A 25,574-nucleotide genomic window follows, 5' to 3' on the forward strand; every position below is an offset into this window, starting at 1 on the left:
CTCAGTTTACCTCCACCCCATTTATTTTCCTTGCCCACCTATTATTGAATGAATCTGTTCATCAAATTCATTCATGAAATCCTCTGGAGAGATATCTTGAATATCTACATTATATTTCTTCCAGAATTTCTTATTTATATCATTGGACTCTTTAATGTCATCAGATTCTTCCGAATCCCATTGAATGGCATACCACTTAGACTTCTTTAAAAAAGGTCTAGTTGGCCAAATGTGATGCAAAATAACACGCTGGTGCCAATGGCTTAAGCTACAAGGCCCTAGAAAAAGGACTTGATTCCTACGCAATTGCTTCAACAAAGTTGTAGGTAGCAGATCGGGAGTGTTACGCCAGGACAAAAAGTCGATGTAATCATCCTCACTAATCACTAATCTATCTGCATCTATGCTTTGATCGACTGTGCCGTAAACTTTGAGAATAACTGGGCGTTTCTTAAGTGAAAGTCTTCTATAGTTATTTGGATTATCAATCTCATGTATTATACCCTCAGGGGTTTTATGCAAAAACCAATCATCCTTCTCACCTGTAGCACTATAATAAACTAAATCAAAAGGCTCTTCAGCTGCTTCAAAGGCTTGTTCTAGCATGCGGTCATAGCTCGTGGTTACAATTAGTGGAAACATTGGCGCATCCGGTTTTGTTAACCGTATAACCTTAGGTAGTAGAGCAAAAGACTTATGTAATTGGTTAGGACGATAATTTTTATCACACAGAATTCTATGAAGTTCAGACGTTGCCAAGACCTTCGATTCAGCGTCACATAGCAATTGAAATACATGTTGAAGATCGGCCCATTCAGCTTTCCATTTACCGCTTTCTATTCCTTGAAAAGGGTACGAGAACTGAATTTCATCAAAATGGGCGGCACCGTGATTGGTAAAATATTCTATGAGGTATGCTGCAAGTTCTCGATGCGTTGGTGGATATGATGGGCAAGATGGTGGATTTAATGAGAAATCGCACTGCCAAAACTCTGGTTTTTGATTTATTTTTGGACGATCACATAAATTATGTTCTCTACCAAGAACGGGTACAATCTTCCCCTCAATAATTCCCTGGATTAAGTTTTCACAATTTTTGTTAAGCAGCCTGTTTGGCTGTCGTACAGCCTCTTCTAGATTTGTTTGTGTCATAATCAAAGTATTGATTGTGTAATTAGGAGCAAGAAATTAGGCTTTACTTATCAACAAAGAAAAACTTAAACTATTTGATGGGCATAGCAAAAAGCAACTCTATCCTTTGGCTGACCATGTCCTACATGAGGGCTATATTTAGCAGATGAAGAATGGTTGAATTTCTTTCTCATTTCAAAACTATGTCTATTAAGTATTGTTGAGGGAGTGTCAAAAATCCACTCTTATTGGAGTGGCAATGATCAGAATTCCTATTATTTTAGCTATTATTTTTGATTATGTAGTATGAGTCTTAATGTAGCGAGATTAGAGCTTGCTGCTTCTGAAATAGTCTACGTTTGTAAAGTTAAGGAGAAGGACGTTTAAGGTGTAATGTTTGGCACTACTGCATAACTGAGGGAGGCTACTGGTTTGACCAGTGAGCCTAGACAAGTTTTGAGCGTTCCAGCAGTAAAGTAACTCCTACGGTGGCTTGAATCAGTCAATTTGTAGAAGGAAAAGGTAATGACGAAATTGGCTCAAAGCTTGTCTCATTTAAAATGGGACTACTTTTAACATGTTGTGTTTGTCACCCGTCAAGGACACTCATCTTTGGGGCTGTTTGTTTCATTACTCTCAAGATGGCTTCAGCAACCAGGCCATAGCCAACTGTTGTGGGATGAATGCTGTCGAGACTGAATAATCCACCACCCACTCGTTTGTGATTATCAGAATCAAGGAGTAAAGTACTTGGGAGTGGTGTCTCTTTCAAAAGAGGATGTGATCCATTCCCTTAGGTTAAAACGCTATTTGGTGAATGTTTCTATGACGGTGCCAACAGACTACTGTCGTCTGCGATCGCAACCACCCGAAACCCCTAAAATAAACCAATAACTTGATGTAGAGTCAGCATAGTCGTTGCCTCTACATCAAGTTTAGGTTCTCAAAAAGAGACGTTAGATCAGAATTTTGGTTAGAACTTAGCTATGTTTTAGTGAAAGGTCTAACCCCATTAACTATCAGACTGAACAAAGCGTACAACGTCTGCCAGATCAAAGGGATAGTAATTTTCCCGCTCTACTAATGGCTTCCGAAGAAACCCTTCTTTGTATTTATCGGGTGCTAGTCGACTCTTCTCTCTAGAGAGACAGGGATCTGGATTCCAGTTATCCTCTTTGAGGAAGCTGTCACAATGGGTCAACATTCCCCCAAATACTTCCATCAGGATAGCCGAACCGACTGGGCCTAAGCGCTGTCCAGCATTGTTTATTTTGGATTCTTGCAGAATATAGTAGAAAAGCGGTGTGTTTCCTTGAAGTGCTGAAGGGAGGTCCCCTAGCTGCAAATCATTATGAGGGATAGGATATCCCAGTCCACGCAACTTGTCTGCTACAGCTTGCCCTGAGGGTAGGCTCATAACATTTCCCCGTAATAGGTTACGAAATGCCAGGGCTCGATTATTGGGATTATTGCTACCAACCACAGGTAGGTTTTGAATCTCATCTGCTAGTAGGGGATCGACTGCTTTGCTCATACGAGGATGAATACAGTCGTCCACCTCCAACAAATACCGCCAATCTACCTCTAGCTCTTCAGGAAAAGCTGAAAATCCTAGGGTACCAAAACGCTCATCAAACAGTTCAATATCCAAGTTGTTCCCATTGGCGGCGTAGGTCGAACGCACCAGGGTGTGGCCAACTCGGTAGGCCGCTACTGAAAACTCAACCGGCATCGACAGTTTGCCATGATCATCAGGGCGGTAGCATAAAGGATATTTGGGTGCCTGGTTCGGCTGATTACTCAGAAGCAAATTGGCAGCAAATTTGTAAACCTCTGGATCACAAAGGCGTTTCAGAAAATCAAACAGAACTAGCCACTGATAGTGATAACGGGTCTGTTTCTGGGCCTCTTCAAACCGATTAAAGGATTCGGACTTATTTTCCTGGTAAACTCGCTCGTTATAAATCTTGTTATGGAAGCGATGAAACAGTAGCTGCATTTGGGAAACGAAGATATTCTCGTCATTGCGAGGATCTCCGATTAAGGCTGTCCCACTGGGAGAACGTGCCAAGTCATAACCATTGGGATTGATTGCCAGACGTCCAGGGCGCACCCCATCATAAATATGGGGACTCCCTTCGGGGCCAAATCCATAGACACAATCTAAATCTAAGCTGGCGGAGCGGATATTTGGCAACTCGCTGATCTCACCGGGAGACTTGGGATCTTCCCGTAGGCCGGAGGTCGTATCTAGAGTAATATCGTGATCGACAAACTGGGCAAAGAAAATATACCCGGCAGGGATATCACAATCATTCGAAGTACCATCGAAGTCATGCATAAGCCCGCCCGGGCCACCTAATATAGCTGCGTCTGCTTCACTGACAACAACGCCAGGTAGATCGGGAAAGAGTTTGCTAAAGCTAGAAACTGCAGTGTGACCGCAACCACGTGCTTTGGTCATACCATGGTGTTGAACAGGGCAACCACTCATTAAATAATCCTCTCATACTGGATGTGGGGTTTAAGCGACTGGCTAAAACTAAGAAACTCCAAAAAATTAACTCTTCAAAAGATTTAACCTTCAAAGAGTTTCAAGGAGGTCGCCTAATTTTAGGTCGCTAGCGTGACTTAGCATCAATTTCGAGAAAACTAAGTTGCTAAGGGGACGATTTAACATCCCAGTTAAATCCTTAAAGCCAGGACGTTTTTTCATGAAGAAACTTCAAGCTTTGCAACTATTGTGTTTCTACTACTACATGCTAAGTTTGGATGTCGTATCCATAATGAATGATGTAACCCAACTTGAGCAGTACCCCCAAGGGTACTTTTAGGTTGCAGCTATGCGTTCGTAAGGTTCTCCTTATATGACGTGATGGTTTTGTTGCTATCCTTGAAACCCCATCTCTGTGAGATTTTTTTCAACGTTCGCTCGATGTTCGTTTTCCCCTTCGTTGAAATAACGAACATCATTGCACAGGCCCAAGGTTGAATGACTGTGTGAAAAAGTAGTCTCCCATGTACCAGGTCTAGAATGTGATCTGATGGCAGGGACCATGGCTGAATATCTAACTAAGAAGCTAGGGGGACGAATTATGATTACCCAGGTTAAATGCACTAAATGCCAAAGCTCCACAGATGATTTGTGGTGTAATCAATACTGCCAGGCCTGTTGGGAGAGCTTTAGCACTGGCGTATGGTGGACTGTCATTGAGCAGCTGAGAGGGTTAGGTGAGGAAAACTATGGGTTGAAGCAAATTCCTTTAGAAATGGAGCAATCACAGTTACCTAAGTCATAAACCACGTCCAAGGTGAAACCTGTCGTTTCTCCCACGGTAAAACGACCGTCCTGGACATGGACATGGTTTAAATCACATCTGCCAAATTTCGACTGTAAACCATGTCACTGTATTGGGTCCACTCTTCCTGGGACCAGTTATGGTTATGCAGGGTAGCGTCCTGGATCTTTGCCATAAATGGACGACGAAGTTGCTCATACTTTCTAAATTGGCGGGAGATAATGGCTTGATTATCTAAATGATGGTTGGTGATAATATTTGCGATCGCAATACCAATAACGGCTGCATCCTCTAACCCTTGATTTGCCCCTTGTGCTGCAAAGGGTGGCATCCCATGGGCCGCATCACCCACTAAGACAACGCGTCCACGACTCCAGATCGGTTGAGGATGGTCGATATTCGCCGGATGAATATAGTAGGGACGGCAAATTAGCTGGTTAAGATTTGACAGTCTCACTACCTGGGATAGGGTGTTGGGAAAACCGTTGTCTTTCAATCGATTGGCCGCTAACTCTACGACTGCTTCAGGTGAGCTATGGTTAAGCAAATCCAGACTTACAGGAAGATGCAGTAAATAACCAAGGGAGTTCTTGTCTCGCCTCAATAACATTAGTCGAGGTGAGTCCATCGGTTGACGAGCAGAGTTCACAGGCGAGTTACGTAGAGTCACGACGCTCTGAGACTTGAGAAATTGATGGTCTAATTCCTGAATAACCTGATCAGAAATATGATCAATTTGTAAGCAGCCAATGGCAGCATAGCCAGAATACTGGGGTTTTGACCATTGGCTTAGGCCTGCATCCTGGTAAATGACGTCTCTAACAGTAGAATTAATACCGTCTGCTGCGACAACTAATTTAGCTGTAAATTGCTGATGGGAAAAACCTTGTTTAGCAGGCTCATTCTCTGCCAAAGGGGTTGATGCTTTCCGTTGCCAATGGGCAAAGGGATTTTCTACCGTTTGATCATCAGACAGCGTGTCTACCACCACGGATGTTGGTTTGTGGGTCAAATCAACACAGCGATGATTGGGCTTGACTATGTTTGCCGGTAGTTGTTTCCTCAGGTTGGTTTGCAAGCTATGCCAAGGAATCGATACCCTGCCCTCACCATAATGATTGAGCCAATAATCAAAGTCTAGGGGAATTGTGCGAATAACGTTGCCCTGCAGATCTTTCTGATACCAGAATCGCTGCCTGGGTTTGGTTTGGTCTTTGCCCTCACTCTTTTGTCTACGATCTTGAATAAAGCCAAGTCCGATTGCTTTGATCTGGTTATAGGCTTGCTTGTCTATGCAGTGGAGGGCTTTTAATCCATTGGGCAAAATATCAACAGTCTGACCAACCTTGCCAAACCCATGGGTTTGATCGATGACGAGTATATTGGTGATACCTCGTTGATAAAGTGCGATCGCAGTTGCTAAACCCACGGGCCCCGCACCGACAATCAACACATCATATAGATTGTCTGTATCCATAACACATCAGAGCTGACGTCTTTCTATGGCATTGTCAGCTTAGAAGATATAGAAGCGCAAATCAAAAGCCCTTGACTAGCTGTGAAGCGAACACCCTGCTCCTGGTGAGCCAGTAAAAAGCCACCGATTCATCACCTGCCAAAAACCCATTGCATTCCATTAACAACCCGTGCCGCTTCAAATAAAATAAGGCACCATAGGAACATCGTCAGAGACAGTATTGACGAACGGCGAATAGTAATCACGCACATCTTCTAAAGATGTACTGTAGCCTGTTGTAAAAGATGTTCACAATAGGCGGCAACGTAGACCATATCCATTCTCTGTAGTAGGTATTCTGCCAATAGCGCCAAACTGTTTCTTATTAGCTAGGGATCTCATATTCCTAGCTTAGACAGACCAGCCACTATAGGAGACAGACGATGGTTAATATTCAACAGTTACGCCATGAGTACAATCAAGGCTATCGCGATTTCTCTAACATCAGTCTGCATGGTGTTGACCTAAAACGATCTCACCTCAGCGGTGTGGACTTTAGTCAGTGTGATCTTAGCGGTGCCGACCTCAGTGGTATAGACCTGAGCCGCAGCAATCTAAATAATGCCAATCTCACCGATGCTGAGCTGATCAAAGCAGACCTGAGCGGGACCAAGCTCACGGGGGTCAACTTTATTGGTGCTGATCTAACAAACGCTAGCCTGGTAGGGGCTGATCTCACCCAAGCCGACCTGAGAATGGCTAACTTAGAAGGGGCAGATCTGAGAGGGGCTAATCTTACCGCCGCCATTGTTAGCGGAGCGAATTTCTGTAATGCCAATCTAACGGCAGCTTGTTTGGATGAGACTGGTTTAGAGGACACTGATCATGATGGGGCAAATCTTTGCCATCTTCGGGCTCCGGTGCTAAATGGAGCTGGTGATGAGGAACATCGATGGGTTACATGGGGAGCGCATTAGGGCTTGTTGGCTCAATATGTTGGCGGGGGGCATTTAAGCTGTTGCTTGAGCTCCCTCCATATTCCTCATACCGCTTGGATAAAGCAGCTTAGAATTTTGGTTGTCACGCAACCAAAATTCTAAGCGCTACTAAGCTTTGGACAAAACTAACGGCTTCATCATCGCCTCATTCAACACAGAATACGCTTGCCTAACAACATAACTATCCGTCTCTGGCATCTCCTGACGACAATCCGGACAATACATATAAACCTCGCCATGGCGAATATGGCGTAGCAGTGAACTATTACAACAGAGACAATAACTCATAGTCCCCTCCAAACTGTAGTGCTGTTTTAGTGATAGCTCAGGAAGTTGAGGATCCTATGAGGGTACTTTCCTAGGCAGTCTCTAAAAATAGTTGATGTAATTCATTTCGCCGAGTCAAAGAAAGGTAAGGTTGTCGCACGACCAGCCATCGTTGCCAGAGCTGTTTATGTTGCTGCCGGAAATATTTTTTCAAACTCGGTAGCTTTTGGGGCCACTTGGCTCCTAGCACTTCAACCAAAAATGATTGCAATACGGCCTGGTCTTGCAGCCCGCCTAGTAAATCCTGCATTTCCTTAAAAGCACTGATCTGTTGCTTATACGTTTCTCCGTAGAAAGTACGTAAGAGCTCCATTTGGTAGCGCACACCTTTGATCCGTTTACGTAGTGCATGGACCTGCTCTAGCTCAGTCTTCTTCGTATCATGGACTACCAGCCAACCAGGATGTAACAACAGCTGACTAATCATGGGGAGCTGTATGTCAGGTAGGGCCACTGTCATCGGCAAACAAGCCAATGATGTATATTTAGGCTGCTTTAACCAGCGATCGCAGGCTTTGATCAAGCGTTTATAGGCCTTACTATGCAGATACTTTGTCATCTGCACCCCATACTTCTGACGGTGTTGTTTTAGCCGTCGGGTCACTGTCCGTAGGACCTTCATTTCTGATTTCTTTAGATCGGTCTGGTCCACATATCGAGCAAACCAGTCCTGCAGCACATCTAGATCGCGCACCCGGCCCAGGACCTTGCCTAAACGTTTAAGTGCTCGCTCGCCCATGGCATTGGGTAGTGCGATCGCAAACCCAAACACCTCACTTGCCGTCCGCAGACGTCGCAACCCGATGCGCATCTGATGCACAAACTCAGGATCTTTCTGGGCCAGCACTCCCTTCTCCTGCTTCAGAATATGACGCACACATTTTTGGATAGCCTGATGCGCATAATCCCCCAGCCGCTCAGGTGCTCGTTTTATAACGACCGGAGATCCAGCTGACACCATTGGTTTCATAGGGATGTCCCCCCAATTTCAGATGCCACCCACAGCCTATCGCATCTGTGCTGCTCTAGTATTTTCCCTTAGAAAATCTCTACCTGATTGGCAGATGATGACATCTAGCCTACTTACCACCCGCATCCTCTGTAGGCCCATCCTCCCCATCATTTGTCATCGACAAATCCAGATGAAACGTATTCCCCGTCGACTGCTCAATGGCCTGCAAGACTCGTAGGGTCATCAACGCCGGATTTTTAGTCGTCAACCGGGCCGCATTGGCCAAACTTCTCAGCGCTGCTGTTTCACCCCGTGCCCGTTCCAGCTGAGCCAGTCCTTCCTGACGCGCCTGTACAATCTGGGCATACAGCTTCCTTAGCTCCCCCGGCAGCATTAAGTCTTTGATACTCACACTTGTCAGCTGCAATCCCAGGGCGGCAACCCCATCCATCGAGGCCTCTAGCAGCCGTTGGTTCAGACCGGTATTGCCCAACAGATCATCCATAGCCACCGTGCTGATAACCTGCCGCAGGCTAGTTTGCACGGTCATGTACAGTCCCTGACGATAGTCAGACACCTGGTTGATCGCCATGGCCGGATCGCTAATGTTGTAAACCGCCGTCAGACTGACCTTTAGTCCCACCCCATCGGCTGTCAATACCGCTTGCCCCGGTACGCTCAGGTATTGGGGTCGCATATCTATTTTTCGAATGGTGGTCTGACCAAACGCCCACAGCCAGTACTGTCCCGGACCCACCACCTGCTTAAACCGGCCCTTTACATACTTCAGACCGCGCTCATATTCAAAAACCGTCAGCCGAATGGGAAACATGGCAAGCTTAAAACTCCCCGATGAATCACCACGGTAACCGGACGGAGGTCTGAACCTGCAGAGCCCAGCCACGCTAAAGGTGATTCATCGAAGAGCTGATAGGGTTTGAACCTAGTAGATGACAGAACCATGTTCTGATTGAGGGGGCAATGGGCAACCCTCAGCTAGTCGATACTAGCCCGAGGGGCTAACTCACCCTCAATAGCAATTAGACTTCCCCCAATTGGGCTAATGGCACTCAAGCCTTCGCGCTCGCTGTCTTCACCTTCTCCGCTAGACCGACCGCCTTTAGCACACGAATCACCCCCCACACCGGGTCAATTTCCCACCAGTTCTTCTGAAAACAAGCCGAGGACTGACAGGCGTGGTGATTATTGTGCCAGCCTTCACCGTAGGTCAGAACAGCCACCCACCAGCAGTTGGTAGACATATCGTCTGTATTGGTGGGGCGATAGCCAAACTGATGGCAAGCGCTATTGACAAAGCAGGTCCCGTGGAAGCTCACTAGCAGTCGGACAAACACTCCCCAAACTAGAAATGGCATGCCGCCCAATAGGAACAGCCCCAAAGCTAAAGCAACCTGAAGACCGATGTACTGATTGTGGCAAAACTGGTAGAACTTATCGTCCCGAATATCTTTGGTCATGCGGGGTAGCAGGGAATGGGTGGGCACCGTATGCATCAACCAATTAATGTGGCTCCACCAAAACCCTTTGCTAGCACTGTGGGGATCAAGTTCTTGGTCGGTATGCATGTGGTGCAGGCGGTGATAGCCGACCCAACCATAGACACCCCCTTGAAAGGCAAGGGTACCAAGCAGAATAAAAATGTGCTCTAACCACAGAGGCACCCGTAAACTACGATGACTTGCTAAGCGATGAAACCCTAGGGAAATACCGAGACCTTGGGTAATTGCGTGTAAAGAAACAGCCACACCTACAGCGGTCCAACTAAAGTTGCTTGGCAGCAGCGCTAGGAGGGCAAGTAAATGAAGAATGATCGTTGAAACCGTCACCGACCAGCGTAGCCGGGGGCTAGGCAGAGCTGCTGTAGTTACCAAAAGAAAGTACCTAATAAGAATTATTGAGGGTTTATTCCCTTTAGGCAGACTAACATATTCGTCTTATTCCACCCTGGCTGTAGCCAGTTGAAAACACAGGTACGGGCAGAACTTATAGGGGGTATCTTTAATTTGCTCTATTGGCTTATTCAATGCACCCACGTAGTTTTAAGCTTTGGCAAGATAACGAAAGCGATAAGCTAACAGTAGCGTGCTTATTTTCACTGAATGCAGACGTCAGATTCTTCCACGGCCACGACTCTCAAACTTGATACTGGCCTAGACTCCAACACTGGCGACTTTACTGGCGGCTTTGATGCCCATGACCCTCCAGATCAGTCGCTGATTAATGCCTGTGTCCACTGTGGTTTTTGTCTAACGACCTGTCCCAGCTATCGGGTAATTGGCAAAGAGAATGACTCGCCTCGGGGGCGCATTTATCTGATGGATGCCATCAATCAGCAGGAGGTGCCCTTAACGCCAGCGGCAGTGAGTCACTTTGAGTCATGCTTGGGGTGTTTGGCCTGTACGACCGCTTGCCCATCGGGGGTCCAGTATGACCGCTTGATTGATTCGGTGCGATCGCAGGTCAATCGTAATCACCAGCGCCCTCTCCCAGTCCGCCTGCTACGGCAGCTGATTTTTTCCCTATTTCCCTATCCCGATCGCATTCGCCTGTTGCTCAGTCCCCTTGCCCTTTATCAGTGGCTCGGCGTCTCCAAACTAGTGCGCGGCACAGGGCTGCTTGATCGCTGGGCACCCCAACTGGCGGCTATGGAGTCCATTCTGCCTACGGTCACCCCCCAATGCTTCCAGGATAATCTGGCCGAGACCGTGCCTGCCCAAGGCACCAAACGCTATCGAGTCGGCATGATCCTTGGCTGTGTACAGCGAGTGTTTTTCTCCCAGGTTAACGAAGCCACGGCCCGTGTCCTCAGCGCCAATGGCTGTGAAGTGGTCATTCCCAAAAGCCAGGGATGCTGCTCTGCGCTACCCGCTCACCAGGGAGAAACCGACCAGGCTCAGGCCCTTGCCCGTCAGATGATCGACAGCTTTGAGGACACAGCCGTGGACTACATTATTATCAATGCCGCTGGCTGTGGCCATACCCTCAAGGACTACGGCCATATTTTGCAGGATGACCCTGCTTACCGCGACAAAGCCGTTGCCTTTAGCAATCAGGTCCGTGATGTCCAAGAGTTTCTTGCCGAAGTCGGCCTCACCTCAGAACTCTCTGCCCTAACGGAGCAGCCCCTCAAGCTGGTATATCAAGATGCCTGTCACCTACGCCACGGCCAAGGTATTACCCAGGCCCCTCGCCAGCTGTTGCGACAAATCCCTGGAGTGACCATCGCCGAACCTATCGATGCTGAACTATGCTGCGGCAGTGCTGGTGTATACAACATGTTGCAGCCTGATGTGGCCAACGAACTGGGCCAAATGAAAGTCACCAATCTGGTCAACACTGGAGCAACGCTGATCGCGTCTTCCAATCCAGGTTGTGCCCTACAGATTCAAAAACACTTACTCCAACAAGGTCAAACCGTACCGCTAATGCATCCCATAGAACTTCTGGACCGTTCTATCTCTGGGGAACAACTGGGGTAAATATCAACGTCTATGTCCATAGCTTAGGACTAAATCTAATAAAATTTTCGGATTAGACGTTAAGTAATAAGTACTTATTAGTGTAAATAACTTAAAAGTATTTTAAGTAAAGGGGATAAGTCAAATGCTTGCTTATCGAATGGTTTCCTTCTGCTTAGCATCTTCCATTTTGATCAATTCCGCACACACGATGACAATTCAGGGCAACCAATCACTCATGCAGTAGAACAATCTGAGTTAAATGGGTAATCTTCTGCAAACGATTCTCTCTCTCAGCGAATATAGCCCCTCCCCGTACTGCGATCAGTGGCAGATGTCATTGGTTATTCTGCATGTGATTAGCAGTCTGGTGATTGCCCTAGCTTATTTTTCAATCCCCCTAGCGCTCTACTTTACCTACAAACGTTATCGTGATTTTACTTCCGAGCGAGTGTTCTGGCTGTTGGGAGCGTTTATTGCCCTCTGTGGGACTGGTTATTTATTGGATGTATGGGCCATTTGGTATCCCACCTATGGTCTAGCTGTTATGATTCGGGGGTTGACGGCCCTAATTGCTGTTTATACAGCCGTTGAGCTGATTGCCCGTCTGCCTGAGTTGCTGACCCTCAAAAGCCCCTCAGAACTTGCTGCTGTCAACAAAAAGCTCAAAACTGAAATTTACCGGCGTCGCGATGCCCAAACCGCCTTTTACGGTCTAGTTAGCTCCACCTCGGTGGCCACTGGATCAGACTATTTTTCCACCTTGGTGGTCAGTCTGGCGATGATTCTCAATGTGCGAAATGTTGTCGTTGCCGAACGGCTCAATCTAGATTCGCTGGAGATGAAAACCCTGGCTATGTGGCATGGTGACGATTTTCGAGACAATATTACCTTCTCTGCTGCGGATACCCCCTGTGCCCAAGCGATAGAAACTGGCAAGGTACAGTATTGTCTAGCGCTGGACCTGCCATCGGGCCATCCTTTAGAGAACTTAGAGGCGACTGCCTGTCTGAGTGCCCCTCTGCTGGATGATGAAGAAAACGTCATCGGTACGCTGAGTCTTCTCCACATGGGGCCGTTGGAGGATCCTGAGCTGGCAAAATCATTTGTACAGGTGTTTGCGGCGCGGTCCGCTGCAGAACTTAAGCGGCATCAAGCAGAGCAGGCGTTGTTCAATGCCTATGATGATTTGGAACTGCGCATTAAACAGCGCACGGTTGAATTGCAAAAGGCTAAGGAAACTGCCGAATTGGCTAACCGAGCCAAGAGTACATTTCTGGCCAAAATCAGCCATGAACTGCGCACTCCCCTTAATGCTATTTTAGGCTTTACCCAGCTGATGTCCGATGACTCAGAGCTGTCGTCAGACCACAATCGGGCTTTGGATATTATTGATGCCAGTGGCTCTCACCTACTGAATTTGATCAACAATATCTTGGAATTTACCAAGCTAGAAAATGGTCATGTCAGCCTGCAACCTAGCACCGTTGATATTAAAACGTTGCTCTATGAAGCTGGCAGTATGGTACAGCTCAGGGCTCAAGAACAGGGGCTACAGCTGCAGGTGGAGTGCGATCGCAATATCCCCCACCACAGCTGTATTGATGGCAGTAAGCTCCGGCAGATTGTCCTCAATATGCTTGAAAATGCGATCAAATATACCGACAAGGGACAAGTCTGCTTAAAAGCCTATGCCATTTATCCCAGCAATCCAGACCAAGACGATACGGTGCGACTGGGTTTAGAAATCTCTGATACAGGTCAGGGCATTAGTCCCAGCGAGCAAAGAAGAATCTTTAATCCCTTTTACCAGTCCTACACGTTGTCTAACGCTCACGATGCTAGTGAGCATGGGGTGGGGCTAGGATTAGCCATTTGTCAGGGACTGATTAAACTCATGGCCGGTAGCATTAGTTGCAACAGTCAACTGGATGAGGGGACCACGTTCTACATCCATCTGCCCATAACCGTTATTCAGCAGTCTCCTCAGCGAGGCGTTGCCCTAGATACTCAACCCCAGTGTCCCATCCTACCCAAAAAACAGTATGAGATTTTAGTGGTCGAGGATGCCCCGACCAATCGCTTGCTATTGAACAATATCCTGGGTAATGCAGGCTTTAAGCTGCGTGAGGCCGAAAATGGTCAAGAGGCCATTGAACAATGGCAGGTATCCCGCCCAGACTTGATTTTGATGGATATTCAAATGCCGGTGATGAATGGCTACGATGCGACGGCCTATATCAAACAACAGGATCCCCATTTACCTATCATTGCGCTGACGGCCAGTACCTTTGAGGCCCAGTTAGAAGAGATTTTATCCGTCGGCTGTAATACCTGTATCTATAAACCCTTCAACCGTGAGCATTTGCTCCGTACGATTAACGAGTATTTGGCCCAGGCATTCACCAATACGGGTCTCTCCAATCCAGATAATTCCATCAGTCGGGGGTCAACCCTCCGTCGGGGGTTGGGTAGCACCAGCAGAATTTGAAAAAACGCTTTAAACTGCATTAGGAAACAGTAATTCTGCGATCGCATGACCGACTGGAAAATTAAACTCCTCTATGACGGTGACTGCCCCCTATGTCTGCGCGAGGTTAATTTTTTACAGCACAAAGACAACGGTCGCGGATTGGTCGCTTTTATCGACATTGCCGCTGATGATTATGATCCGGCTGCCCATGGCAACGTTTCCTTTGCAACCGCTATGGCCCGTATCCATGCCATCTTGCCCGATGGCACGGTCATCCAAAATGTTGAAGTATTTCGCCAAATCTATACCATTCTAGGCATTGGCTGGATGTATGCACCAACGCAATGGCCTATACTTGGCCCCGTAGTTGACAAACTGTACGACATCTGGGCTGACTGGCGTTTACAATTCACTGGTCGTCCTGATTTAGCCACCATCATTGCCCAACGCCACCAGCGCTGTCAGCCTCAAGAAACTTGCCGGTTATAAACGACTCACCACCATCCAATGCTCACCGACCCATGCCCATCGACCTAAGAAGCGATACCATCACACAGCCTACATCGGGCATGAGAGAGGCCATTGCCACTGCCGAGGTGGGAGACGACGTGCTGGGTGATGATCCCACCGTCAAACAACTAGAACGATATGTCGCTGGTTTACTTGGTAAGGACGCCGCTGTCTTTATGCCGTCTGGGACAATGACCAACCAGATTGCCCTCCGCGCCCATACAGAACCTGGTGACGAAGTCATCCTAGAATCCCAGGCTCACATCTACTATTACGAAGGCGGTGGCCCAGCAGCGTTGTCAGGAGTTATGTGTCGGCTGATCCAAGGCGATCGCGGCATCTTTACGGCGGCAGATCTCGCCCAGGTGCTACGGCCCAGCGATGTCCACTTTCCCAAAACCAAACTGGTCTGTCTGGAAAACACCCACAACCGTGGCGGTGGTAGTATCTATCCCCTCTCAGAGATCGAAGCCATCGCCCAAGTTTGTCAGCAAAATGGACTGAAACTCCACCTCGACGGGGCTCGTCTTTGGAATGCCTGCATTGCGACCAATACCTCTGAAGCCGACTATGTCGAAGCATTTGACTCCGTCAGCGTCTGCTTTTCCAAAGGTCTAGGTGCTCCCGTCGGTTCTGCCTTGGCTGGGTCCAACGAATTTATCGAACGCGCTCGTCGGTTTCGGAAGATGTTTGGCGGCGGTATGCGGCAAGCGGGCATGATGGCCGCCGGAGCGATCTACGCGATTAAACACCACCGTCCCTATTTAAAAGAAGACCACCTGAATGCCCAAACCCTGGCCAAAGGCCTACAATCAATTCGAGGCATCACCATCGATCTCAAAACAGTGCAGACCAATATTGTATTGTTTCAAACATTAGCCTTACCAGCCCCAATATTGGCAGAGCGTCTCAAGCTCAAAGGCGTTTATGTTTTGGCAGTGGGTCCCAATACGATCAGAGCCGTTACCAATTTGATGGTGACCGATACCCAGATTCAACAAGTGCCCGACTTAGTTGAACTGGCACTCAATGAAAATTAGTCCCATCATTCCATGACCAACCTCACATCTCGTCTCTACGCAGCCTGGAAGGAGGCCGTTTTAGATGAGAAAATTGTCAACCTGTTTGAAGCTAGTAAAGATGATGTTGCTGGTCATTGGAGCAAAGGCGATCAGATCGTCTATGGCATTCGCTCCATTGGTGAAGAGCTGACCTACTACGCTCAAAATCTAACCCGATCCCATGAGATCAAGGGCGGCACTGAACGTAAACAATTGGGCGATACAGGCTACATCTGCCAGTTTAATAGCTACCGTGCCCTCAGACCAGGAGCCAGCAATCGTCCCATTGGACGCCAACCTGATATTCCCGCCGCTCCAGAAGATTGTCGGTTTCACTGTCAGGATGCCACCCATCCCATCAGTCTCTTGCGCCGGGAGCCGTTGCTAACTGCTAAATTTAACCATGCTAACTGGCACGCTTACTACAACGTTGCCCCCTTAGATCAAGACGGACATTTTCTATGGGTACCCACCGGCCCACACCCAAATCTGTTGCCCCACAGTCCCCAACAACTCTCATTTGAGAGTTTAGACGACGCTATTCAAATCTTTAATCAACTCACCCAGACTATCCTCTTTTTCAACACCCTGCATGCTGGTGCATCGGTCAATCACATTCACCTACAGGCGTTGTATCATCGGTATCCCTTACCCATCGAATCAGCCACCGTTATCGATTACAAAGGATATCGTTTACTGGACAACTATCCGATCCAGGCGATTGTTTTTTCAACCCAGACACCAGCTACAGAAATCTTCGCCTGTGTTGATCGGCTACAGCGAGAAACTATCCCCTTCAATCTGATCATGGTCAAAGACCACATTCTAGTGGTAGTGAGAAACATCGATCATGAAATTGTCTCGGAATTTCCAGGAGATGGCTTTGCAGCGCTGGGTATGTGTGGTGTCATTACTACAGTGGATCGCAATGCCTATGACACCGTGACAGTGGCAATGATTGAAAGCACGTTTGCGAAAATGGTGGTTCCAGCCCAGCAGGTGATTGATCGCTGGCTAGGGAAATAGTTTGGTAAAAAAGAGGGAGAAGGGGCAGGGGAAGACTGAAGAACTGGGATGGGTATTACCTCGGCCATTTCTCCGGGGTTTAGAGCAAGTCAGGGTCTTCTCCAAGTTCCCGTAGTCTAACAGCCAAGCGCTCGGCCTTTTCTTCGGGGGTCAGGTAGCGTTTGCCCTGGGCATCAAACCAGCCGAGGAGTTCTTGTTGTATGCCGCCTGCCGCGCCTTGATAGCGACCAATAGCTAGGTTGACTTCAGGCATCCAGAAGGGTTCACCGAGCTGTAGCTGATAGGTGTTATCTATTAATTTATAGAGTTCGAAGGGTTGGTGTCCGTCGCGCTGCCAATGGTTGGGGTTGTAGATGAGGTAATAGAGTACCCCCAGCTTGCGATAGGTTTCTAGTTTTTCGGTGTATTCCCCGCCGGGTGTCCAGGAGACGATTTCTAGAGCCAGGGTGGGGACGATGTCGTTTTCTTCCCAGGTAACATAGCTGCGGCGAGATTGGCCATCTTTACGACGTTCGACATTCAGACTGAGGAAGCCATCGGGAACGACAGGCACTCGTGGGTGGACCCCAGTAGTGTGGTAAATACCCATGTCTATGCCGAAGTACCAATCCTGGCGTTTGGCCCAGATAAAGTTGAGGAGGAACAGTAGAACGTTAGGAATTAGGTTTTGGTCCTCATTATCCACTGGGATATCGTCTGAGTCGGGTAGCTCAGTGCTAGGGGGAAGATAGGTTCTGAGGTCAGATTGAACCATGGGAAGATTTAGACAGCTTAGGTTCTATGATAAGCGATACTTTGGACACTCTATTTCAAGTAGAAAGTGCAAATTTTATTTTTACAGCATAATAAGCGCGTAATGCCTGTGGAGGTAAAAAGATGACTTCGTGGTCATACCAAGACGCCTTCTTTTTTGACATTGGCGAGAAAGGGGGTACTGCCGGTCTGATATTTTTCTGTAGAGACAAAATGCCGAGAGATGACAACATTAAACTCCAAACAAAGATCGGCGATGAACTGACTGGTTTTATCAATTTCTTGGTAGGGGCTGGTCAGGGCATCGAGCACCACTAATAGATCGATGTCAGAACCAGGCTGACTATCTTGACGGGCCTGGGAACCGTATAAAACCACATCCTGTAGTCGCTCCTGGTATAGCGATACTAGAAACTGCTTTACCTTTTGTAAGATCACCGTAAGTTCAGGATGCTGCATAGACGGCAAAGTTAAAGGAGCCAGGTTATATTTTTACAGCTCGATCTTCGCTTAGCTATCCGAATCAGTCAACAATAGGGACCATCTCGATAGGGAGTTCTATCTTTTCATTGGCGGTAAGTCGTTTGGAGAAGAAGAGAATTTCCAGATTTTCGACTGCGCCAGAATTTGGGTTGAGTCGAGCGACTATTGCGTCACTGATTTCCTCTGACTCCTGCTCTACGTAGGGAGAGCATTGACCGATTATAAAATATCGCTTTCCTGGTCGTAACGAAAGACCAAGCAAGCATCGGTCGGCCATATTTTTTCACCTCCTGAAAGTCTACGAGCCACGGCATATCGAGAAATACGCACTGATTTTTTTGCAAGTCCGAATAATGAAGAAACTCTGAATAGTTCAGGCGTATTGTTTAATTGAGCGCTACGATTACTTGCTAGCATTTCATCACAAAATTTAGAAATCAAGTATGAGCCATAAAGCCAGAGTTATATATGACTACGGTCGACAAATTTGCCAGTAATGCTCATTCTCACTTAAAAGTTCGTGTTGGATCTGCAGGAATACACTTTTTTAATCGAATTACAGGCATGAATTTGTTGGTGGATGAAATTCAGCTACCTTCAAGTAAATGGTCAGTAGCCCCGCGTCAGGTATCTATTGCCCTAACTAATGCCTGTGATTTAGCCTGTGCGCATTGCTATGCTCCCAAGCATCCCGCTGTATTAGATTTTGAGCAATTAAAAGCTTGGCTTGTTGCATTGGATCTTAATGGTTGTATTGGTGTAGGGTTTGGTGGTGGAGAACCAACTCTGTATCCTCATTTCACAGAACTCTGCTCCTATACTGCTAAAAAAACAGGCTTGGCAGTTAGTATGACGACTCATGCCCATCACTTAAGTGATCAACTTCTTGAAAAGATCGAAGGAAATGTACACTTCATCAGAGTCAGTATGGATGGAGTTAAGTCCACATATGAATCTATTCGGGGAAAATCCTTTGATGTGCTAACTCAGCGCATCAAGGCGTTGAGTAAAATTGCCCCATTTGGGATCAACTTTGTTGTTAACTCGCAAACCATTACTGATCTTGATAAAGCTATTGAACTTGCAATGGAGCTTGAATGCTCTGAATTCTTACTGTTGCCTGAAGAAGCTGTTTCAGGAGCTGGAGGAATTGACAATGATACTTACAGGCTATTACAGGAATGGGTAGCCCAATATTGTGGAAGCGTTCCTTTGACAGTCAGCGAAGGTAATGCTGATGGGTTACCAACCTGTAATCCACTTGATGCAGAAATGGGCTTGAGTGCTTTTGCTCACATAGATGCTTCAGGGATGTTGAAATTAACGTCATATGATAATAGCGGTGTTGAGATTCTTGAGGATGGAGTAATACCAGCACTTCATAAACTAAGTAGGCAAGGGTAGAAAAGCTCACGTATGTCTCAAAATGTAAATCCTGCTGAATCTTATGTTCAAAGAGGGTTCAGCCCAAGTTTACAAAGTGAAACATAGCTAATTATTTCAAGCCCGACCTACTTAATAACTACAAGTAATCAAGAGGTGAATTTATGAAAGTTTGGTATGGCTATGGCTCTGAGCATTCGATGAATTTAGTGATGATTGGGAAATTTAAGAGTGCTGATGCTGCGATACAAACAAAAGAAATAATTGACAATCTTGCTGACAAGCTAGTTGATAAAATCGAAGTTGGTAGAAACCGTAACCGTTTTGGAGATGAAGTTCGCGCTCTTTTAAATGATGCAAATATCTATACTCTTAGCCCTTCAGAACTTGAACAATTTTTGTACGATAAAAGTACCCGAGTAGAAGAGGATAAACTCATATTAACTACTGAAGAAGCAGATGTTTCTGCCTTTATGAAGCTCATGATTGATAAAGGAGCAAAAATTGAGATTTTTTCAGCTCACAATTACCCAGATAATGATTATGGGCGAGGTAAATAAATTTTCAAGCTATTGAAATGCCATCTTTAGATTGGGCAAAATTTAACAAACTAACAGGTTCAAAGAGTTGTAACTTTGAAATTCTATGTCGTAACCTTATGAGGTTGCATTTTGGGCGTTTTGGCCATTTTAAAGCGTTGAAAAACCAACCTGGGGTTGAATTTCACATCGAGTTTAGTAATGGCTCTCCACTAAGTACTTCATCCAGTTGGTTTGGATGGCAATGTAAATGGCATAAACTGACACAAAAAGGAGACCTAACAGCAACTAGTCGAAGAGATATTAAGGAATCTCTCAGAACTACCGAGAATGTGTTACCAGATCTCACAGATTGGATTCTCTGGACACCTTATACACTTAGCAAGAAAGACCAGGATTGGTATTACACTCTTAAAACAAAATTCAAACTCCAATTGTGGAGTAAGGGCGAACTTGAGACGTACTTAAGTGGTGATGGCTTAAGTCTTAGGAGTACTTACTTTGGCGAACTGATTTTAACGCCACATAACCTGACAGAACTTCACACAATAGCTATCCAACCCATTAGAGAACGATGGATAGAACCTGTTCATCAATCTGTTGATGCTGAGCGTCAGATTCGTCGCATGCTGGGGGAAGTAGGCTCATGGGAACAGTTAATTGAACTAGGCAAGCAATTGAAAAATGCAGCCGATCTAATATCAAACGAGCAACGGGATGCTGTATCCAGATTGAAACCTTATATTAGCTCCTTTGTGAATGCGTGTGCAGAATTTGCTGATACCCTCATTCATTTCCGCGAGATTCTTGCATCTGGCGATCTTGAGATCATCCAGCAGAAACTAACAGAACGCAAAGCTTTAATTGATTTAGAAGTTCGTTCAACTCCTAGACACTTACGATCTGCAAATCATTCTGCGGCACTATATGCTACTAATGCGCTAGATGACATGTTTATAGCGCAAGAGCTTCTTGACGAGGCTGAGGAATTCCTTGGAGTTGGTTTGGTCGCGATTCTAGCTGATGCAGGGGGTGGCAAGACTCAGATGGCTGCGCAGTTAACAGTTCCTCAAGAGAATCGACCTGCTGGTATTTTTCTCCATGGTCGCAATCTTCACAAAGGACAATCGCTTGATGATCTCGCAAGAAAGATAGTAATCAATGGTTTTCCTGCGCCTAGTATGGAAGGCTTGCTGGCAGCAGTAGATGCAGTCGCTAAACGTGCATGCTGTCGCCTACCGGTCCTGATTGATGGGCTTAACGAAGCCGAGAATCCGAAAGATTGGAAACCTGAACTAGCTTCACTGAGTGAGCTTGTAAAGCGATTTCCTAATGTCTTAGTTGTTTGTACATTAAGGACTGGAGAACGAAAAAGAGAAAAAAACATTGGACAGCAAGAGTCATATACTGAAACGAGAGAGTCTTTTGCACACATAGCCCTTCCTCATGGCATTAGGAAAATTGAAAGTGAAGGATTTGGTAGTAATACTGAAGAGGCGATCAAAAAATATTTTCGCTACTACAAAATTACTTCCGGAGATGCAGTTATACCTGAAGGTTTCTTGCAACACCCATTAACCTTGAGGATTTTTTGCGAAGTTACTAATCCGAAGCGAGAGTCTGAAGTCAAGGTTGATCATTTTTTAACATCGCTTTCTCCCCTATTTGAAAAGTATATTGCTAATGCTGCTGAACGAATCTCACAGATGACCAACCTCAGCTATAGTTACAGGGAAAATGAGGTTCACAATGCAATTTATAAACTTGGACTTGAGTTATGGAAGTGCCGCAAGCGTGACATTAATGAGGCAGATTTTTGTCGTATAGTATCCGATGACTCACGGCAATGGGATAGCCGCATTGTCAATCTTTTGGCACAAGAGGGAATTCTTTTCAAGAATCCATCTGTTGCAGATACATATGTGATAACTCCGACCTATGATGCTCTGGGTGGATACATTGTTGCTAATGCTCTTCTTCAGAAGCATGCTCAGGACACATCGTTTACATGGCTGAATAATAGTTCAGAGTTATTTGATGGTGATACTAGCCACGAACTAGCATTTGATATATTCAGATCTCTAGTTACACTTGCTCCACGTCGAACTAAAGGGAAGCAGATTTGGAAAGAGATTTCAGGTTCGCTAAAAAAACGTGCCATTATATGGGCTACTGAAATAGATGTAGAGTTTTTAGACAAAGATACGATAGCAGCTCTAATAAATCTCTTAAATGAGTCTCCTGAAAACAGACATGTTCTATTTTCTAGACTGCAAGCACCCCGTGCCATAGAACACCATCCACTTAACGCTAATTTCTTGGATGCGACCTTTCGAGAAATGTCAGTTTCTAAACGAGATATTCTTTGGGACGAATGGATTAGAACAACTCGGATAAAGAGACTTGAGGATTTGCTGTTAAAAGAAGAGAAATGGAAACAAAATCTTGATCAACGAACTACGGTTGATCACCTCCAAGCGAAATGGTTTATGTGGTTTTTGACTTCTACAGATCGAGAACTTCGTGATCTTACAACTCGCACACTATATTGGTTTGGACGAGGAGATCCTAAAACATTTTTCGCACAGTGCTTAGAATCACTTGAAATCAATGATCCATATGTCCCAGAGCGAATGCTTGCAGCCAGCTATGGAGTGGCCATGGCAAAGCATGTTGATTTCAATGATCAGGTTTTCACTACTGAAGTATTACCGGCCTTTGCACGAAATATCTACACCTCTATCTTTATAGAAGATGCGGCATTTAGTACCACACATTCCTTAATAAGAGAGTATGCAAGGCGCATTATAGAAATGGCATACTTTCACGTTCCTAATCTCTTCTCTTCCGAAGAATTACAAAGAAGTCAGCCTCCCTATTCAGGAGGAGATCTATCTAATTGGGGCGAAAGCGAATCATCTTATGGAATGGTTGCTCGGTCAGAATCACCATTCAGAATGGATTTCGAAAATTATACCCTTGGAAGCTTAGTGTCAGGTCGTATGAACTATGACTTTAAACATGATGAGTATGCCAAAATCAGGGCAAAAATTCTTTGGCGGATTGAGCAGCTTGGATGGTCTAGTGAAAAGTTTAAGAATATTGAGGATTCCATAGAGAACCAAAATCGCTGGCTTAGCTCACGAAATGACTTTAAAAAGACTGAACGCTATGGAAAAAAATATTCCTGGATCGGATTTTTTGAAATGTCTGGATTATTACACGATTTAGGAAAGATTGATAAATCAGCTGAACGTGATTGGACATGGACTCTTGATATTGACCCAAGTTTTCCAGAACCCGTATCAGAGACTTCGATTATACAAACAGATTTTCTTGGCAGACCTGATATAAAAACAAAGGAATGGATCCTTAATGGACCATTACCTGACATACAGCCTTATCTTCAATTAGAAGAAATTAACAATGAAGTTGGGCCGTGGATTATGTTAGATGGCTACATATCCCAAGAAAACAAAAAACTTGGCCGTAGTATATTTTGTTTTATTCGAAGTTTCCTAGTCTTATCTGATGAAGCTGATTCTTTCATTCAGCATTTATCTAAACAAAATCTAGGTGGTAGATGGTTACCTGAAAAACCATCTGCTGAATCTACATTTTCGGGAGAAATTTCATGGAGTGAGGCATTTTGTGGTGAGGGCCTTAGCAAATTTTCGTTCGATGTAGAAGAAGATAATGAGCCACATGTAATCACATACAGTGCATTAATCCCCGTTTGTGACTTTCGATGGGCATCTGAGCGTAGTGCTGCCAATAATAATGTTTATGGTGCTACTTTAGCCAAGGAGCTTATCCATACTTTGGAACTAATTGATCAGCCTCAGACACTTGATTTATTTACCAACCAAAGTGAAAAGATAACTTATAACCTTGCTAGTGGTCAAGATGATTTAAGAAACAGTCAACATCTTTTTTATATGAAAGAGCAACTTCTTAGAGACTTTCTCGAAGCAAATCAACTTGCTCTTATTTGGGCAGTCTGGGGCGAAAGAGAATGCTCTTATGATAAGATTAACGATTTTCTTGATAATCCGAGTAACTCAAATCCAGCTTACAAAGTATACAGTTTCGTAAAACTTTACACATAAAGCACGTGGGAAAGAAACAACCTGGTGTAGGGAATAAATTGAACAAAATTAAAACAAGCAAAAGCAGGCTTTAAACCATACCTTTGCTTGTTTTTTACTGCAGCTGATTGGCTGGTTCTAAGTCTTAGTTAAAACGCTTTCTAAGCCCTAGTGCAGACAGGCCAAATAATGCCAGCGCAGACACTACAATTGGTTCAGGCACTGGAGCAACAGTTCCTTCTGACGTGTACAATAATGAAATCTCATCGCTGTACACACGGCGCTCAGTGCCTAACACATTGTAGTTGCTGTCAAGTAGCGGGAAGCTATACACCGGCGTAAAGGTGACTGCAGTATTCTCTCCCTGGCGCTCAAGGTTAACCTCAAGATGGCCATAATGCTTACCCCCTTCGATAATTTGTCATGGGTGGCCGTAGCCACACGAGGAACACGAGTCTTCTTCAAGCGCCGACGTAGAGTCTCGACGTAAAGCCAATTCTTGCTCCGTACAAATATGCCATGGTCTTACGGACACAACAAGCCCATACGACCATGGCATAACAATGATGTTTATAAGATGGTAACGATTGCCTATGCAGGAATCACAATGTCCATGCAATACCCTGACAGGATTAGCCACCCTAATATCTTAAATCTGATGCAATCTTAAAAATACACAGCGCCAACAGTGTCGTAATAAACCACGGTTGATGTATCTAAAATGCTGGGCCATTTTGCATCGGCCTTGGAAATGTTACCAGGCACATCTCCTTTCCACTGTTGTTGAACATCCAAACTGTAGTTGAGGTAAAGCTTACCGTCAACAATATCCCAAGCTTCGGGGACGGTCGAAGCAATATTTCCTTCACTCAATGCTTTTGCACAGTAGCCACCATACTGGGGAGCATAGGCCTCAGGATTGCTAGCAAACAATTCTTTGTTAGCAGCAGTAGAAAAACGCCAGGTAACCCCATTCCAGTCATGCTCATAGTCGCCGCTACCTTCTACCGGTGCACCTTCGGTAAAATAGGCAACTGGGTCATATCCGCGAATCGCCAGATTGTCGCCCGCTTGAGGATCAGAAAATACTACTGGAATACCCACTTCTGATTGTGTCGCAGCCGCACAGGGGTTAGCCGCACAGGGGTTAGCCGCACAGGGGTTAGCCGCACAGGGGTTAGCGGCAGCAGCACAAGGATTCGCAGCACAGGGATTCGCAGCAGCGGCGCAAGGATCTGCAGCGCAAGGATCTGCAGCACAAGGATTCGCGGCGGCACAGGGGTTAGCCGCGCAAGGGTTAGCCGCACAGGGGTTAGCCGCGCAAGGGTTAGCCGCACAGGGATTAACAATAGCTGACGCACAGGGGTTAGCCGCACAGGGATTGGCCTGAGCACTGGTGAACTGAGTAGCGCCAATTACAGTAGTAAAGCTAACGATCGAAGCCGCAACAAGCGTTGAAAGATAGGTAATTTTCATGGAAATTAATGGGTTTTGAGGGCTAAAATGATTGACGTGACGGCACCATGGCTATCTTGACATCAACTCTTTTTGCAAACCTGAGATTTTGCTGAACTGACCATTAGCTTTTATCAGTTTTCGATGAGTATTTCCCATGG

21 protein-coding genes and 1 pseudogene are annotated in these 25,574 nt (G+C 45.8%); 11 read left to right on the plus strand and 11 right to left on the minus strand.

All coding sequences use genetic code 11. From position 1 onward, the window contains the following. Positions 1-21: 21 nt before the first annotated feature. Positions 22-1,152 (minus strand): SIR2 family NAD-dependent protein deacylase, encoded by a 1,131-nt coding sequence (locus IXB50_RS11640; protein ID WP_215609135.1) that lies wholly within the window; start codon positions 1,150-1,152, stop codon positions 22-24. A gap of 735 nt (positions 1,153-1,887) precedes the next feature. On the opposite strand from IXB50_RS11640, the gene IXB50_RS11645 reads away from it, so the two are divergent. Next, a complete protein-coding gene (locus IXB50_RS11645) occupies positions 1,888-2,025 on the plus strand; it encodes a hypothetical protein (RefSeq protein WP_215609136.1) in 138 nt (45 codons plus the stop codon). A gap of 118 nt (positions 2,026-2,143) precedes the next feature. On the opposite strand, the gene IXB50_RS11650 is transcribed toward IXB50_RS11645, so the two are convergent. Further along, positions 2,144-3,625 (minus strand): peroxidase family protein, encoded by a 1,482-nt coding sequence (locus IXB50_RS11650; RefSeq protein ID WP_215609137.1) that lies wholly within the window; start codon positions 3,623-3,625, stop codon positions 2,144-2,146. Positions 3,626-4,187: 562 nt separating this feature from the next. On the opposite strand from IXB50_RS11650, the gene IXB50_RS11655 reads away from it, so the two are divergent. After that, positions 4,188-4,430, plus strand: a complete 243-nt coding sequence (locus IXB50_RS11655) for a hypothetical protein (RefSeq protein ID WP_215609138.1) — start codon at positions 4,188-4,190, stop codon at positions 4,428-4,430. A gap of 67 nt (positions 4,431-4,497) precedes the next feature. On the opposite strand, the gene IXB50_RS22480 is transcribed toward IXB50_RS11655, so the two are convergent. Beyond that, a complete protein-coding gene (locus IXB50_RS22480) occupies positions 4,498-5,907 on the minus strand; it encodes an FAD-dependent oxidoreductase (protein WP_215609139.1) in 1,410 nt (469 codons plus the stop codon). A 422-nt stretch (positions 5,908-6,329) separates the two neighbouring features. Here IXB50_RS22480 and IXB50_RS11665 point away from each other — a divergent pair, with 422 nt between their 5' ends. Further along, positions 6,330-6,863: a pentapeptide repeat-containing protein gene (locus IXB50_RS11665; protein WP_215609140.1), complete on the plus strand. Its 534-nt coding sequence runs from the start codon at positions 6,330-6,332 to the stop codon at positions 6,861-6,863. Between the two features lie 129 nt (positions 6,864-6,992). On the opposite strand, the gene IXB50_RS11670 is transcribed toward IXB50_RS11665, so the two are convergent. From IXB50_RS11670 to IXB50_RS11685, 4 genes are all read right to left on the minus strand, one after another. Further along, on the minus strand, positions 6,993-7,172 hold the full coding sequence (locus IXB50_RS11670) for a hypothetical protein (RefSeq protein WP_215609141.1): 180 nt from the start codon (positions 7,170-7,172) through the stop codon (positions 6,993-6,995). Positions 7,173-7,242: 70 nt separating this feature from the next. Further along, the gene (locus IXB50_RS11675; protein ID WP_215609142.1) at positions 7,243-8,172 is read right to left on the minus strand and encodes a CHAD domain-containing protein; all 930 of its coding nucleotides are present in this window, start codon (positions 8,170-8,172) and stop codon (positions 7,243-7,245) included. Positions 8,173-8,290: 118 nt separating this feature from the next. After that, complete coding sequence (locus tag IXB50_RS11680) at positions 8,291-8,995, minus strand: slipin family protein (protein WP_215609143.1); 705 nt, start codon at positions 8,993-8,995, stop codon at positions 8,291-8,293. Positions 8,996-9,233: 238 nt separating this feature from the next. Continuing rightward, positions 9,234-10,055, minus strand: a complete 822-nt coding sequence (locus IXB50_RS11685; protein WP_215609144.1) for an acyl-CoA desaturase — start codon at positions 10,053-10,055, stop codon at positions 9,234-9,236. Between the two features lie 228 nt (positions 10,056-10,283). Here IXB50_RS11685 and IXB50_RS11690 point away from each other — a divergent pair, with 228 nt between their 5' ends. From IXB50_RS11690 to IXB50_RS11710, 5 genes are all read left to right on the plus strand, one after another. Then, on the plus strand, positions 10,284-11,663 hold the full coding sequence (locus IXB50_RS11690; RefSeq protein ID WP_215609145.1) for a (Fe-S)-binding protein: 1,380 nt from the start codon (positions 10,284-10,286) through the stop codon (positions 11,661-11,663). A 241-nt stretch (positions 11,664-11,904) separates the two neighbouring features. After that, positions 11,905-14,133 (plus strand): GAF domain-containing hybrid sensor histidine kinase/response regulator, encoded by a 2,229-nt coding sequence (locus IXB50_RS11695; RefSeq protein ID WP_215609146.1) that lies wholly within the window; start codon positions 11,905-11,907, stop codon positions 14,131-14,133. Positions 14,134-14,178: 45 nt separating this feature from the next. Continuing rightward, positions 14,179-14,604 (plus strand): thiol-disulfide oxidoreductase DCC family protein, encoded by a 426-nt coding sequence (locus IXB50_RS11700; RefSeq protein WP_215609147.1) that lies wholly within the window; start codon positions 14,179-14,181, stop codon positions 14,602-14,604. 32 nt (positions 14,605-14,636) lie between these two features. Beyond that, on the plus strand, positions 14,637-15,665 hold the full coding sequence (locus IXB50_RS11705; RefSeq protein WP_215609148.1) for a threonine aldolase family protein: 1,029 nt from the start codon (positions 14,637-14,639) through the stop codon (positions 15,663-15,665). 12 nt (positions 15,666-15,677) lie between these two features. Further along, positions 15,678-16,712 carry a GDP-D-glucose phosphorylase 1 family protein gene (locus tag IXB50_RS11710; protein ID WP_215609149.1) on the plus strand — a complete coding sequence of 345 codons (1,035 nt, stop codon included), beginning with the start codon at positions 15,678-15,680 and terminating at the stop codon, positions 16,710-16,712. Between the two features lie 79 nt (positions 16,713-16,791). Here IXB50_RS11710 and IXB50_RS11715 read toward each other — a convergent pair whose 3' ends face one another. The 3 genes and pseudogenes from IXB50_RS11715 to IXB50_RS11725 all read right to left on the minus strand — a co-directional run bounded on the left by IXB50_RS11715 (position 16,792) and on the right by IXB50_RS11725 (position 18,227). Continuing rightward, on the minus strand, positions 16,792-17,466 hold the full coding sequence (locus IXB50_RS11715; RefSeq protein WP_215609150.1) for a Uma2 family endonuclease: 675 nt from the start codon (positions 17,464-17,466) through the stop codon (positions 16,792-16,794). A gap of 134 nt (positions 17,467-17,600) precedes the next feature. Continuing rightward, complete coding sequence (locus tag IXB50_RS11720; RefSeq protein ID WP_215609151.1) at positions 17,601-17,924, minus strand: nucleotidyltransferase domain-containing protein; 324 nt, start codon at positions 17,922-17,924, stop codon at positions 17,601-17,603. A 64-nt stretch (positions 17,925-17,988) separates the two neighbouring features. Beyond that, positions 17,989-18,227, minus strand: a pseudogene (locus IXB50_RS11725) (DUF2283 domain-containing protein). A 189-nt stretch (positions 18,228-18,416) separates the two neighbouring features. Between IXB50_RS11725 and IXB50_RS11730 the strand changes: the two are divergent. The 3 genes from IXB50_RS11730 to IXB50_RS11740 all read left to right on the plus strand — a co-directional run bounded on the left by IXB50_RS11730 (position 18,417) and on the right by IXB50_RS11740 (position 23,979). Continuing rightward, the gene (locus tag IXB50_RS11730; protein WP_215609152.1) at positions 18,417-19,352 is read left to right on the plus strand and encodes a radical SAM protein; all 936 of its coding nucleotides are present in this window, start codon (positions 18,417-18,419) and stop codon (positions 19,350-19,352) included. A gap of 143 nt (positions 19,353-19,495) precedes the next feature. Beyond that, positions 19,496-19,891, plus strand: coding sequence for a DUF6375 family protein (locus IXB50_RS11735; protein ID WP_215609153.1), 396 nt, complete (start codon positions 19,496-19,498; stop codon positions 19,889-19,891). A 17-nt stretch (positions 19,892-19,908) separates the two neighbouring features. Beyond that, positions 19,909-23,979 carry an NACHT domain-containing protein gene (locus tag IXB50_RS11740; protein ID WP_215609154.1) on the plus strand — a complete coding sequence of 1,357 codons (4,071 nt, stop codon included), beginning with the start codon at positions 19,909-19,911 and terminating at the stop codon, positions 23,977-23,979. 645 nt (positions 23,980-24,624) lie between these two features. On the opposite strand, the gene IXB50_RS22120 is transcribed toward IXB50_RS11740, so the two are convergent. Further along, a complete protein-coding gene (locus tag IXB50_RS22120) occupies positions 24,625-25,434 on the minus strand; it encodes a YHS domain-containing (seleno)protein (RefSeq protein ID WP_246564436.1) in 810 nt (269 codons plus the stop codon). Positions 25,435-25,574: the final 140 nt, after the last annotated feature.

The sequence above is a fragment of the Leptothoe spongobia TAU-MAC 1115 genome (genome assembly GCF_018739885.1).
GTDB lineage: Bacteria > Cyanobacteriota > Cyanobacteriia > Phormidesmidales > Phormidesmidaceae > Leptothoe > Leptothoe spongobia.

Bases quoted from the DNA above. Each gene is read 5' to 3' on its own strand.
- IXB50_RS11640 (WP_215609135.1), bottom strand. From the start codon at position 1,152: ATGACACAAACAAATCTAGAAGAGGCTGTACGACAGCCAAACAGGCTG.
- IXB50_RS11650 (WP_215609137.1), bottom strand. From the start codon at position 3,625: ATGAGTGGTTGCCCTGTTCAACACCATGGTATGACCAAAGCACGTGGT.
- IXB50_RS11655 (WP_215609138.1), top strand. From the start codon at position 4,188: ATGGCTGAATATCTAACTAAGAAGCTAGGGGGACGAATTATGATTACC.
- IXB50_RS22480 (WP_215609139.1), bottom strand. From the start codon at position 5,907: ATGGATACAGACAATCTATATGATGTGTTGATTGTCGGTGCGGGGCCC.
- IXB50_RS11665 (WP_215609140.1), top strand. From the start codon at position 6,330: ATGGTTAATATTCAACAGTTACGCCATGAGTACAATCAAGGCTATCGC.
- IXB50_RS11670 (WP_215609141.1), bottom strand. From the start codon at position 7,172: ATGAGTTATTGTCTCTGTTGTAATAGTTCACTGCTACGCCATATTCGC.
- IXB50_RS11675 (WP_215609142.1), bottom strand. From the start codon at position 8,172: ATGGTGTCAGCTGGATCTCCGGTCGTTATAAAACGAGCACCTGAGCGG.
- IXB50_RS11680 (WP_215609143.1), bottom strand. From the start codon at position 8,995: ATGTTTCCCATTCGGCTGACGGTTTTTGAATATGAGCGCGGTCTGAAG.
- IXB50_RS11690 (WP_215609145.1), top strand. From the start codon at position 10,284: ATGCAGACGTCAGATTCTTCCACGGCCACGACTCTCAAACTTGATACT.
- IXB50_RS11695 (WP_215609146.1), top strand. From the start codon at position 11,905: ATGGGTAATCTTCTGCAAACGATTCTCTCTCTCAGCGAATATAGCCCC.
- IXB50_RS11700 (WP_215609147.1), top strand. From the start codon at position 14,179: ATGACCGACTGGAAAATTAAACTCCTCTATGACGGTGACTGCCCCCTA.
- IXB50_RS11705 (WP_215609148.1), top strand. From the start codon at position 14,637: ATGCCCATCGACCTAAGAAGCGATACCATCACACAGCCTACATCGGGC.
- IXB50_RS11710 (WP_215609149.1), top strand. From the start codon at position 15,678: ATGACCAACCTCACATCTCGTCTCTACGCAGCCTGGAAGGAGGCCGTT.
- IXB50_RS11715 (WP_215609150.1), bottom strand. From the start codon at position 17,466: ATGGTTCAATCTGACCTCAGAACCTATCTTCCCCCTAGCACTGAGCTA.
- IXB50_RS11720 (WP_215609151.1), bottom strand. From the start codon at position 17,924: ATGCAGCATCCTGAACTTACGGTGATCTTACAAAAGGTAAAGCAGTTT.
- IXB50_RS11730 (WP_215609152.1), top strand. From the start codon at position 18,417: ATGACTACGGTCGACAAATTTGCCAGTAATGCTCATTCTCACTTAAAA.
- IXB50_RS11735 (WP_215609153.1), top strand. From the start codon at position 19,496: ATGAAAGTTTGGTATGGCTATGGCTCTGAGCATTCGATGAATTTAGTG.
- IXB50_RS11740 (WP_215609154.1), top strand. From the start codon at position 19,909: ATGCCATCTTTAGATTGGGCAAAATTTAACAAACTAACAGGTTCAAAG.
- IXB50_RS22120 (WP_246564436.1), bottom strand. From the start codon at position 25,434: ATGAAAATTACCTATCTTTCAACGCTTGTTGCGGCTTCGATCGTTAGC.